Annotated in this window: 11 protein-coding genes; 3 read left to right on the forward strand and 8 right to left on the reverse strand. The window is 61.4% G+C overall.

What is annotated here, in order from left to right:
• Positions 1 to 37: 37 nt before the first annotated feature.
• From KF827_RS12070 to KF827_RS12095, 6 genes are all read right to left on the reverse strand, one after another.
• On the reverse strand, positions 38 to 1,015 hold the full coding sequence (locus KF827_RS12070; RefSeq protein WP_291005548.1) for an ABC transporter ATP-binding protein: 978 nt from the start codon (positions 1,013 to 1,015) through the stop codon (positions 38 to 40).
• Positions 1,012 to 2,022 (reverse strand): ABC transporter ATP-binding protein, encoded by a 1,011-nt coding sequence (locus tag KF827_RS12075; protein ID WP_291005551.1) that lies wholly within the window; start codon positions 2,020 to 2,022, stop codon positions 1,012 to 1,014. Before KF827_RS12075 ends, KF827_RS12070 begins: the two co-directional genes overlap by 4 nt.
• Complete coding sequence (locus KF827_RS12080) at positions 2,019 to 2,915, reverse strand: ABC transporter permease (RefSeq protein WP_291005553.1); 897 nt, start codon at positions 2,913 to 2,915, stop codon at positions 2,019 to 2,021. Before KF827_RS12080 ends, KF827_RS12075 begins: the two co-directional genes overlap by 4 nt.
• Positions 2,912 to 3,829, reverse strand: a complete 918-nt coding sequence (locus KF827_RS12085) for an ABC transporter permease (protein ID WP_291005555.1) — start codon at positions 3,827 to 3,829, stop codon at positions 2,912 to 2,914. The genes KF827_RS12080 and KF827_RS12085 overlap by 4 nt, the downstream gene beginning before the upstream one ends.
• 67 nt (positions 3,830 to 3,896) lie before the next feature.
• The gene (locus KF827_RS12090) at positions 3,897 to 5,417 is read right to left on the reverse strand and encodes an ABC transporter substrate-binding protein (RefSeq protein ID WP_291005558.1); all 1,521 of its coding nucleotides are present in this window, start codon (positions 5,415 to 5,417) and stop codon (positions 3,897 to 3,899) included.
• A 55-nt stretch (positions 5,418 to 5,472) separates the two neighbouring features.
• On the reverse strand, positions 5,473 to 6,480 hold the full coding sequence (locus tag KF827_RS12095; protein ID WP_291005560.1) for a dipeptidase: 1,008 nt from the start codon (positions 6,478 to 6,480) through the stop codon (positions 5,473 to 5,475).
• Positions 6,481 to 6,884: 404 nt separating this feature from the next.
• Between KF827_RS12095 and KF827_RS12100 the strand changes: the two genes are divergently transcribed.
• A complete protein-coding gene (locus KF827_RS12100) occupies positions 6,885 to 7,574 on the forward strand; it encodes an XRE family transcriptional regulator (RefSeq protein ID WP_291005562.1) in 690 nt (229 codons plus the stop codon).
• Positions 7,575 to 7,836: 262 nt separating this feature from the next.
• Here KF827_RS12100 and KF827_RS12105 read toward each other — a convergent pair whose 3' ends face one another.
• Positions 7,837 to 8,607 (reverse strand): SDR family NAD(P)-dependent oxidoreductase, encoded by a 771-nt coding sequence (locus KF827_RS12105; protein ID WP_291005566.1) that lies wholly within the window; start codon positions 8,605 to 8,607, stop codon positions 7,837 to 7,839.
• A gap of 32 nt (positions 8,608 to 8,639) precedes the next feature.
• Complete coding sequence (locus KF827_RS12110) at positions 8,640 to 9,878, reverse strand: thiolase family protein (protein ID WP_291005568.1); 1,239 nt, start codon at positions 9,876 to 9,878, stop codon at positions 8,640 to 8,642.
• A 144-nt stretch (positions 9,879 to 10,022) separates the two neighbouring features.
• Between KF827_RS12110 and KF827_RS12115 the strand changes: the two genes are divergently transcribed.
• Positions 10,023 to 10,817 (forward strand): enoyl-CoA hydratase/isomerase family protein, encoded by a 795-nt coding sequence (locus KF827_RS12115; protein ID WP_291005571.1) that lies wholly within the window; start codon positions 10,023 to 10,025, stop codon positions 10,815 to 10,817.
• A gap of 17 nt (positions 10,818 to 10,834) precedes the next feature.
• Positions 10,835 to 12,046, forward strand: coding sequence for a hypothetical protein (locus KF827_RS12120; protein ID WP_291005572.1), 1,212 nt, complete (start codon positions 10,835 to 10,837; stop codon positions 12,044 to 12,046).
• Positions 12,047 to 12,126: the final 80 nt, after the last annotated feature.

Genomic DNA, 12,126 nt, shown 5'->3' on the forward strand with positions numbered 1-12,126 from the left:
GCTTTCACTCCTTATGACAGCAATGCTGCCTACACATTCAAGCCGCCGCGCTGGCCGAATCTTCCACAAGGTGGCACTCGGCCCAGCGTTCGCCTCTGCCGCGCGCCGGTTCTTTGGTACTGCACACCGGAACCGCCACCGGGCAGCGCGGATGAAAACGGCAGCCTGTGGGAAGTTTGGCCGGGTTCGGCACGGTTCGACCAAGCCCCAGATCAGGAATGCCGGCACCCGGATCCGGCGTCAGCACCGAATGGAGCAGCGCGCGGGTATAAGGATGCTGGGGATTTCCGAACAGCTCGGCTGTCGCGGCCTGCTCGACGATGCGGCCCAGATACATGACCGCCACAGACGTCGCCATATGTTCGACGACGGCCAGATTATGACTTACGAATACGTAAGTGAGGCCAAACTCGCTCCGCAGATCGAGCAGAAGATTGAGGATCTGCGACTGAACCGAGACATCCAGCGCCGATGTCGGTTCATCGCAGACCAGAATGTCCGGCCTGAGCGCCAATGCTCTCGCGATCACAACACGCTGACGCTGACCACCCGACAACTGGCTCGGCGGACTGTCGATCAGACGCTGCGGCAGGCCAACCACATCCAGCAGTTTCCGCGCCTTCTGCGCACGCTCAGCAGAGGTTCCGATACCGTGAATCCGGAGTGGCTGCTCGATGATCCGGCCGATGGAGTGCCGCGGATTCAGCGCTGAATACGGATCCTGGAAAACATACTGGATGCGGCTGGCCACTTCGAGCCGGGGAATATCGGCCAACCGCTTGCCGTTCAGGCGCACTTCGCCGGCCGTCGGCTGGATCAATCCCATCATGATCTTGGCAAGCGTGGTCTTGCCGCACCCGGACTCGCCGACCAGCCCGAGCACTTCGCCACGGCGCAGTTGCAGAGACACATCGTCGACGGCGCGCAGATAGCGGCGACGGAACAGATGTCCGCCAAGCTGATACTGCTGGCTGACCGCTTTGACCTCGAAAATAGGCGCTTCGGACTGTGTCATCGCGACACCTCGCTGGTGGCGCCATATGAACTCACCGGCAGGATGCACCGGTAGCCCTGCCCATCCGGCAGTTGCTGCCAGTCGATATCAGCCTCGCCGCAACGCTCTTCGGCATATTGGCAGCGCTGGCGAAACGCGCAGCCCGCCAGATCGCCGATCAGGGACGGCACGACGCCCGGGATGGATGGCAGATGGGCCATGTGTTTGTGGCGGCCGGGAATCGGCAGGCATTCCAGCAGGCCACGGGTATAGGGGTGGCTCGGCCGATTGAAGACCTGGTGCACGTGGCCGCGCTCAACGATCTCTCCGGCATACATCACCGCAACCTTGTCGGCCATGCGAGACACGACGCCCAGGTCATGGGTGATCAGGATCATGCCCATGCCGAATTCTTCCTGCAGATTGCGCAGGACGCGCAGCAGTTCAGCCTGGATGGTCACGTCCAGTGCCGTGGTCGGCTCGTCCGCCAGCAGCAGTTGCGGGCCGCACATCAGCGCCATGGCGATCATCATGCGCTGACGCAAACCACCGGACAGTTCATGCGGATACTGCTTCAGTCGCTCCACCGGTGCACTGACGCCGATCTTCTCGAACAGGAACAGGGCACGTTCGCGGGCTTCCTTTGTGCTGACATTGCGGTGCTGGCGGTGAACGTCGACCAGCTGCTGCCCAATGGTCAGTGCCGGGTTCAACGAGGTCATCGGCTCCTGGAAGATCATCGCCATCCGGTTGCCGCGCAGGCGATTGAACGCCTTCTCCGGCAACGACAGGATGTCGTCCCCCTGGAACTCAAGCCGGTCGGCCGTGCGCAGCGCCTTGCGCGGCAGCAGCCCCATCAGGGCCATCGCGGTCAGCGACTTGCCGCAACCGGACTCGCCGACCAGGCAGAGCGTTTCTCCGCGCTTAAGGTCGAAATCGATGCCGCGGACGGCATGCAGTATGCCCTTGGGGGTCGGGATATCGACCCGCAATCCCCTGACGTCGAGCAAGGTATCGGTGGCACTCATCGGTTACGGCCCTCTGGCGCGGTGAGATCGCGCAGGCCGTCGCCGGTCATGTTGGTGGCCAGCACCAGCACGAACAGGAACGCGCCCGGAATGGTAATCAGCCATGGATCGAAGAAGACGTCGGCACGACCCTCGGCAATCATCAGGCCCCAGGATGGGGTCGGCGCAGGCACACCGATGCCGAGGAATGACAGGGCAGCCTCCAGCACGATCGCCTGCGCGATCTCCAGGGTCGCCACCACCAGCAGGTTGTTGACGACGTTCGGGAGAATTTCCTGCACCACGATCTGCAGATGGGAAGCCCCCTGGACCTTGGCCGCCACGATGAAATCGGCGGAGCGTATCTGCTGGGTGGTGGCGCGCATGACGATCGCGAACCTGTCCCATAACAGCAAACCGAGAACCGCGATCACCACCTGCAGGGAGGATCCGACCAGCGCCACCACGGCAAGGGCAACCAGCACCACCGGAATGGCCAGGCGGGCCGTGATCAGGAATGAAATGACCGTATCGACCCGGCCGCCGAAATATCCGGCGGCGACACCGAGCGTCGTGCCGATCAGGCATGAAAGCAGCGTGACGCACAGGCCAACGAAGAGCGAGATACGCGCCCCGTAGAAAATGCGGGACAGGTAGTCGCGGCCAACCTGATCGGCCCCGAACGGGTGATCCCAGCTGCCGCCCTCCATCCAGACCGGTGGACGCATACGCGACATCAGATCCTGGGCATAGGGATCGTGAGGCGCCAGCAGCGGCGCAAGAATCGCCATCAGTGCGAAGACAACCAGCACGGAGAAGCCGAGCATGAAGCCGGTATGCTGACGCCAGCGCGGCAGGATGCGCGTGACGATGGGCTTGGCGCCGACAGCGGACGCTACGGGCGCGGCGGTCATGAAATCCTCATTCGGGGGTCAAGCCAGGCATTGACCACATCCGCAAGGAAGGTCAGCACGATATAAAAAAGCGAGAAGCACAGGACCAGCGCCTGAATGACCGGTAGGTCGCTGCGCAGGATCGACTCCCAGGCAAGCCGTCCGGCGCCATGGATCGCGAACACACTTTCCACCACGACCGATCCGGCCAGCATGTAGCCGAACTGCGCCGCCGCCAGGCTCACCACCGGGATCAACGCATTCCGCAGGGCATATTTCATCAGCACCTTGCGGGGCACGATGCCCATGGCGCGCGCCGTACGAATATAATCGGTATCGAGGACACCGATCATGCCCGAACGAGTGAGACGCATGATGGCGGGCGCTGCGAAGTAAGACAGCACCACCATCGGCATGATGTAATGCTTCCAGCTGTCGAGGCCGGAACTCGGCAGAATCGGGAATGTCACGCTGAACGCAATCACCAGCAGCAGGGCAAACCAGAAGGTCGGCATCGCCTGACCCACCACCGCAAACAGCAATGCAAATCTGTCTATCTTCGTATTCGGATGACAACCTGCTGCGACACCCAGCGGCACACCGATGGCAACCGCCAGAAGAATGGCACAGGCGCCGAGCCTCATGGTGGTGAACATCCGCTCGACCAGGATCGACGAGACCGGCAGGTCGAAATACAGGCTGCGGCCAAGGTCACCGGTCAGGAACCCGCCAAGCCAGGACAGATACTGCAGGATGATGGGGCGGTCGAACCCGTAGGCTTCGCGGATGCGGATGATGTCCGCCACGCTGCCCGACTCGCCGGCCATGCGCGTTGCCGGATCGCCACCCGCAAACATCAGGAAGAACGTCGCCAGCGACACTGCCAGAATCAGCAGAAGTCCAGATACCGACCGACGCAGGATATAGCGATACATTCCGCCTCACTTGCTGCACTGAACCACCGACGGGATACTATCCCATCGGTGGCCGGACTTGAGGTGATTACTTCCAGGCAGCCTTGTAGAACGGCACGAACTCGTCCGGATCGACATCCAGTGACAGGTTATTCGCCTGCGCGGTGTTGACGCTGAAGGCCCACAGCGGCAGCCAGTAAGCCTGTTCGGCAACCCGCTTCTGTGCGGCCTCGTAGTGCTTCTTGCGCACATCGCGGTCGAGCGTCGTGTCGGCGATCTTCAGGTCGGCAACCACCTGCGGATCTTTCACGACGTCGTCGCCAGCGCCGCCGAAGAACGGGCTGGTGCCCAGACCGGCATCGGCGATGCCGTAAGCGCCCCAGCTCGAGAGGTACGTGGGCGCCTTGCCTTCGATGTAGTTCGTCCGCATCACCGCGGACTGCTGCTCGTTGATGCTGGTCTTGATCCCGACGGCATTCAGATTGGCGGCAATGGCCTCGACCTGCGAACGAGGGAAGGTCGTCGCCGTCAGAAGCTCCAGCGGGAAGCCGTTGGGATAGCCGGCCTCCGCCAGCAGGTCCTTGGCCTTCTTCGGATCGTAGGCATACTTCACCACATCCTTCGAGCAGGCAAAGGCAATCGGATGGCAGGCCGCGGCAATCGATTCAGATGCACCGCCCACCAGCGCCGTGATGATGCTGTCCTTGTTGACGGCATGGTTGATGGCCTGACGCACCTTGGCGTCTGCGATGGGGCTCTTGCCGCCACTGAAATTCGGGTTCATGCCCATGAAAGCAAAACGCAGGATCGGCGCGGCCTTCACTGTCAGGTTCGGCCGCGACGCCAGGCGCCTGGAGGCGTCGTGCGGCACGCGCCAGATCCAGTCCAGCTGGCCGTTCATCAGCTCGGCATACTGGACGTTCGCTTCCGGCAGCACTTTCGCGACCAAGCGCTTGATGGCCGGACGGCCCTTCGGGCTGCCCGCATAATGCTCGTCGAACCGTTCCAGCACGAACCGCGTCCCCGTGGTCGATTCGACCAGGCGATACGGCCCGGTACCGATCGGCTTCGCCGACATGCCAGACGATCCGACAGCTTCGAGATGATGCTTCGGATAGATCGGCAACGGGCCGGCAAGCATTTCCAATGCTAGCGGATATACCGCCTTCATGCGGATGCGAACCGAATACGGGCCGGTCTTCTCGACCACGTCGATCCAGCTCACCGTGATCTGGTATCGCGTGTTGTATTCCTTCTTGCTGACCTGGTTGAGCGTGTATTCCACGTCATCGGCAGTCAGTTCCTTGCCGTCGTGGAACTTGACGCCCTTGCGGATCACGAAGTCGAGCGTCTTCTCGTCGACAATCTTGTAGGACTCGGCCAGGGCCGGCAGGAATTCGCCGGTCTTGATATCCTTCATCAGCAGGTTGTCATAGAGCATGCGGGCGAGAATAAGGCCCGAACGCGAGATCTCCTTGTAGCCGTCCAGCGTGCTGACTTCTTCCTCGAAGGCGACATTCAGCGTGTCGTCGGCCTTGCCTGCCATGGCCTGGCCCGAGACGGTGGCAATCGCGATCGCCGCAGCGATGTTCAGTATCCGAATACGCATTTTAAGAACCCCCATTCCTGTTAAGCGATGAGTGAAAATTCAAGACCGTTCGGGCTCAGCTGCCCCAAACGGCGCGGAACACCCGCATCCAGTTGCCGCCCAGAATTTTCCGGATATCGGCTTCGGCGAAGCCGCGTTTCACCAGCGCCGCCGTCAGGTTCGGCATCTGGTCGGGCGTGCCCATCCCCTCCGGATAGAAATACGGCGGCGGCGGATACGCAGCCGGAGTCCAGCGGCCAGAAGCGATCGTTTCGTCGTAGAACTTCTGCGCTTCATCATCCGGCGTGTATGGCGACTGGCCCGTGAAATAGTCGATGCCGAGTGCAACGTGATCGATGCCGACCAGGTCAGCCACGTAGCTGATGTGGTCGATATACTGATCGATGGTCGGACGCTTGTCGGCGGCCACGAACGGCGGGAAGCCGACGATGCCAGTTAGGCCACCGGTCGCCGCGGCAGCCTTGATCTGCTCGTCCAGAACATTGCGGGGCGTGCCGTACACCGCTCGCGGATTTGCATGGGAGAACACCGTGGGTGCCGCAGAATTCTCGAAAGCATCCATCGTCGTGCGATAGCCGGTGTGGGAGCAATCGACGATGATGCGGGCCTCGTTCATACGGGCAATCGCCTTCAGGCCGAACTTGCTCAGACCGGCATCGGTGCGCTCTTCGCAACCGTCACCGACGCGGTTCTTGACGTTGTAGGTCAGCTGGATCATGCCGACACCGAGCGATTTGTAGGCATCGATCAGGTCGAGGCTGTCTTCCAGCGGGTCGGTGCCCTGAAAGTGAAAGATGACGCCGATCTTGTTAGTGCGCTTGGCTTCCTCGATGTCGGATGCACTACGAACCAGGATGGCATCACCGCGCTCCCGGATGTACTGAACCCAGCTGCCAAGGCCCCGCATGGTCGTGGCCGCGTTGTCCCACCCGCCCACGGTCGGGGCGATCGCGGTCAATCCGCCCTTCTTGTAGACGTCGAGCATCTCCTTCCGATGCAGCAACGGGCAAACCGGATCGATGATGATGGCATCCGCGTGAAGCGACTTCGCGTCGACTGACATTTGGTCATTCCCTCATTGGCGGCGTGGAGGCCGCAGCGAATAAACAGCGATTACGGGAGTAATCTGGCGTGATTGCGTAGTTATCATTACGACAAAAATTTTCCAATACGAAAATTATTAATCCGATTGGGAATCTGATTTAGCTTGAAATATTGGCAGTCTGGTCGCTTCCTGAGCGCGTCCAACTGCATTCCGAAATTGTTATTTCTCATTATTATACAGTTATTTAAATCGAAACCCCAATCTTCCCGGAGTGCATTCTGACTAAACCGAGGTCAATTCGTATTACCTTGAAAAAAATTTCGAATCCGATATCTAGTAAACCTAAGGACGCGGGGCTAACGCCCTATGCTCCTTTTTGGACCGGTGACGCCAACCAAAAGTCGCCGAACAGAAAATCTCGGATGAATCAGATACCTCGTTCCCCTTTACCTCAATTGCCGGACAGTTCGTCTGGCGTGGGGACGCAGTACGGCCAGGGCACCAATGTCGATCTCGGATCGCGGGTGCGGGGTATCAGACAGTCCAAGCGCATGACGCTGAAGGATGTGGCCAACCGCTCAGGTCTGGCCGTCGCGACACTGTCGAAGGTCGAAAACAACCGGTTATCGCCAACATATGAAAACATCATCCGGCTGGCGCGTGGTCTGGACGTGGATATTGCGGTCCTGTTTTCAGATCAGCCGCAATTATCGCCGCATGGCCGGCGTTCGATCACACGGCTTGGCAAAGGTAAGGTTTTCGAGACCGAAACCTACGATTACGAGATGCTTTGCACCGATGTGGTTGGTAAGCGCATCATTCCGTTGAAGGCCCGCATCAAACAGCGGGAATGGAAGGACTTTAGCCCCCTGATCAAGCATGAGGGCGAAGAAGTGATTTACGTCCTCGCGGGGCGCATCAAGCTCATCACCGAGTTCTATGAGGAAGTCATTCTCGAACCTGGCGACTGCGTCTATTTCGACAGCACCATGGGCCATGTTTGTCTAGCGCACGGACTTGAAGACGCTGAGGTGTTTTGGATCTGCTCCAGTTCCGACGCTATCAGCGTGGTTGAAGGTAGCGGCGAAGCCGGTCAGTCACGCAACAAATAACGTGAATTGTCTGACCGAACATTCGTAGCGTTTCGATTCACTCCTAATACTTTTCTGAGATTAACTTCGGTGTCGGCCTCTGCGCCGAACCTTCGATACCTCCATCTACAGACCGCCGTGCTATTTGATGTGCGCTGGACTATACGTTAATTCTGAAATCCGAGAATCAGATAGCGTTTTACTATGGAAAATCTATCGCGGGCTTGCGTCGCGTGTACGGCTGGCAAAGTAACCAGCCGTCGCGCCGTTCCGCCCTCCCCTGTCAACGCGCAGACATGCGTGCGCCGGCGTCAAGCGAGATAGTGGTCGCATTGAGATATTGGTTCTCCGCGATATGCCGCACTAGGCTTCCGAATTCCTCGGCCTGACCCATGCGGTTGGGAAACAGGATCATGCGGTTGATGATCGACTGCGACACATTCTCCGGCAGGCCGGCCACCATCGAGGTGTCGAACAAGCCGGGCGCGATGGTCACCACGCGGATGCCGAATTCGGCAAGGTCACGCGCTACCGGCAGCGTCAGCCCCATCACCCCGGCTTTGGAGGCGCTGTAGGCTGCCTGGCCGATCTGGCCCTGCCAGGCCGCGCCCGAGGCGGTGTTGATGATGACGCCGCGCTCCCCACCCACTTCGGGTTCATTCGCGCTCATGACCTGAGCCGCGAAGCGGATGACGTTGAATGTGCCGGTGAGGTTGACCGCGATGACCTTGCTCCAGGTCGCAAGCGGGAATGGCTGACCACGCGACAGCGTCTTTGCTGAATCGGCCACGCCGGCGCAGTTCACGGCGACGTGGATAGTGCCAAAAGCCTGCACTGCCGCATCAATGCCGGCCTGCACGCTGGCTTCATCCGCCACGTCGACGCTGCGGACGAGGCCATTGACGCCAAGTTCGGATGCAAGCATAGCCAGCTTCGTCTCGTCGCGGTCAAGGCCAACCACCCTGGCGCCGGCGGCCGCCAGGATCTTGCAGGTGGCAAAGCCAAGACCGGATGCGGCGCCGGTGACAACGGCGACCTTATTTTGGAGATTCATTGTTTTCCTCCCGGGAATGAAACGGCAGTGTTTTAACGGCCGAGGATAATGACGCTGGCAATCGCCTCTTCGATGCCATGCAGGCCGCCGCCATTTTCGGCCAGCGCCAGTCGCGCGCCTTCCACCTGACGAGGACCGGCTTCACCGCGCAGCTGCGTCACCAGTTCGAAGACCTGCGCAATGCCGGTGGCGCCAACCGGATGGCCCTTGGATTCCAGGCCACCAGAGGGATTAACCGGGATACGACCGCCCAGCGCGGTCTCGCCACGCTCCGACATCGGGCCGCCCTCGCCGAAATCGCAGAAACCGAGATTCTCGATCTGGATGATTTCGCCCATCGCGGTCGCGTCATGCACCTCGGCCACCGAAATATCCTTCGGACCAACACCAGCCTTTTCATAGGCACGCTTGGACCCCAGCGCCGTGCAGTGCTTCTCGACTTCGGTGGGATCGCGGTCGCTGCCGGACTGCAGCACGCTGGCCAGCACCTTGATGGCGCGGCTTTTGTCGATGCCAAGTCGGCGCAGGCCAGATTCGGTGACCAGCACCGCAGCAGCGGCGCCATCCGAGATCGGCGAGCACATTGGCAGGGTCAGCGGGTAGGTGATCGGCGGCGCGGCCAGGATCTGATCGACCGTATAGGCATCACGGAACTGCGCCAGCGGATTGTGCACCGAATGGGTATGGTTTTTTGCGGCAACAGCGGCGAGATGACGCTGCGTGGTGCCGAAACGCTTCATATGCGCACGCGAAAAGGCGGCGTAGACATCCATGAAGGCGCTGTAGGGTTTCGGCGAGGTCGTGCCGTCTGGCACCTCTACGCCGTCGCCCAGCTTCAGCAGGCGCTCGCGGATCGCCGGGATGTCCTGCACGTCCCAGGCACCATCGAAAGCCGAGAACATCAGCTCGCGATCGGTGGAGAACATCTTCTCGGCACCCAGCGCCAGCGCGACATCCCCGTCGCCCGCCTTGAGGAAATTGACTGCCAGGTTAAAGGCCGTGGCGGCACTGGCGCAGGCATTCTCTACATTGACCACCGGAATGCCGCCGACCCCCATGCTGCGCATCACCACTTCGCCGCGGATCATGTGCTGGCGTTCCATGTGGCCCTGCGCCGAATTTGCAAAGAAGGCGGCTTCTGCCGGCTGGCCCTCCAGACCGGCATCCTTCAGCGCACCCTGCACCGCTTCGGCGGCCATGGTCTTGATCGTCTTGTCGAGCTGGCGGCCGAAATACGTCATGCCCACGCCGGCGATGTAAACCTGTTCCATCCTTCCCTCCCTCAGGGCTCGTCCTTGGATAAGCGCTGCCGGCCATCCAGGGACCTCACGGCGCTTGCCAATATTTCTTTATAGTCTACATTATGACTTATAATATTATTTAATGACTCATGAGTCAATAAACGGAGGGAACCCTTGAACACATCCGCTGATTCCAGCGTCCTGATCGAGGTTCGCGATAGCGCCGTCTGGATCACCCTCAACCGGCCGGCCGCCCTGAATGCCATCACGCCGGACATCGTGGCCGGCATCCAGGCAGCGCTCGACCGCGCCGAGCGGGACGATATCCGCGCCGTGGTGCTAAGCGGCAGCGGCCGCGCCTTCTGTGCCGGCGCCGACCTCAAGTTCGTGCGCGCCACCAGCGGCGAAGATGGCCAGAACGTCAGCAAATTCCTGAATTCCGTGCTAGACATGATGACGCGGCTGGAACGCTTCCCGCGGCCGGTGATCGCCGCCGTGAATGGCCTGGCGATGGCGGGCGGGCTGGAACTGCTGCTGTGCTGCGACATGGTGATCGCGGCGCGGTCGGCCCGCCTTGGCGACGCCCATGCGAATTTTGGCCTTCTGCCGGGCGGCGGCAGTTCGGTGCGTCTGCCACGCAAGATCGGCCCGACCCGCGCCAAGTATCTGCTATTTACCGGTGAGTCGGTTCCTGCCGAAGATCTGGTGGCTGCCGGTCTGGTCAACGAGGTGGTGGAGGATGCCGACCTGGTGGCTGCCACCGGTCGCCTGGTGGCCAAGCTGGCGGTGAAAAGCCCGCTGGTGCTGCGGCGCATGAAGGCGCTGGTCGATGACGGGCTGGAGCAGCCATCCGCCCAGGCGCTGCGGCTGGAACTGCTGGCGTCGGAAGTGCATGCGCACAGCGCCGATCTGAAGGAAGGTCTGGCCGCTTTCGTGGAAAAGCGCCAGCCGCGCTTTACCGGACGCTGACCCAGGGAGAGCCCACGATGACCGAGACGCGTTTTGCGCGACTGCGCGCCATTCAGGCCAATGCTTATGCGCAGGCCCCTGCCATCCGCACCCTGTTCGATGCCGCCGGCCTGCACCCGGATCAACTCAGCGATGCCGCCGCCCTGGCACGTCTGCCGGTGTTCAAGAAAGAGGCGATGATCGAGCGGCAGCGCCTGGCCCCGCCCTATGGCGGTTTCCTGGCCGCGCCGGCCACGGACATCGAGCGTATCTTCGTCTCGCCCGGCCCGATCAACGAGCCGCAGTTCCGAGGTGAGATAGACGGCCTAGGTTTCGGCGCCGCCTTTGCTGCTGCCGGGATCGGCGGCGGCGATGTGGTGCTGAACACCTGGTCCTATCATCTGGTGCCGGCCGGGTTGCTGCTGGATGAAGGCCTGCGCAGCACCGGTGCCAGCGTCATTCCCGCCGGCACTGGAGGCAGCGAAATGCAGGCCAAGCTGATCCGCGACCTTGGCGTGACCTGCATCTGCGCGGCCACGGCCTATTTCGTCACCCTGGCCGAAACACTGGAACAGGCCGGCCACGAGCTGCCGCGCGATTGGGGCGTCACGTCCGCCCTGCTGGGCGGCGAATTCGGCGACTGGATGGGCAAGCGCCGCAGGCTGGAGGTGCGTTATGGCCTGCGGACCTTCTCGGTTTATGCCACAGCGGATTTCGGCCTGATCGGCTTCGAACGCGACACTCAGGAAGGCTACGAAATCCACCCCGACCGCATCGTGCAGATCTGCGATCCGGTCAGCGGAAACCCGCTGCCGGTGGGCGAGCCCGGTGAAATCGTGGTAACGACGCTGCGGCCAGGCTGGCCACTGATCCGCTTCGGCACCGGTGATGTCGCCATCGCCCGCGCGCTGTATGCCGATGGCAGCGTCGCACATATCTCCATGCTGCAGGGCCGCGTCGGTCAGTCCGTGAAGGCGCGCGAGATCTTCATTTATCCACGGCAGCTGGAGGAACTGGCGATCGCCATCCCCGGCATCCAGCGTGCCCAGGCCTCGATCACCCGCGAGGGGCATCGCGACTGCGTCACGCTGCGCCTGGCCCTGCAGGATGGTATCGATTCCAGCAGCGTGACCGAACCCGCTCAGGCGAAGTTCCGCGAACTGTCACGCCTCAAGGCCGACCATGTCGAGATTGCCGGCAGCACGGAGCTGAACGCTGAAGCGCCACTGGTGCGCGATCTGCGACAGTAAATTCTGGCTGGCTCAGCCGAGCCAGCGCTTGCGCCGCCGATAGTGTTTGACATCGCGGTAGCTCTTGCGCTCGCCCTGGA

It is taken from the genome of Ferrovibrio sp. (assembly GCF_019636075.1).
Classification (GTDB): domain Bacteria; phylum Pseudomonadota; class Alphaproteobacteria; order Ferrovibrionales; family Ferrovibrionaceae; genus Ferrovibrio.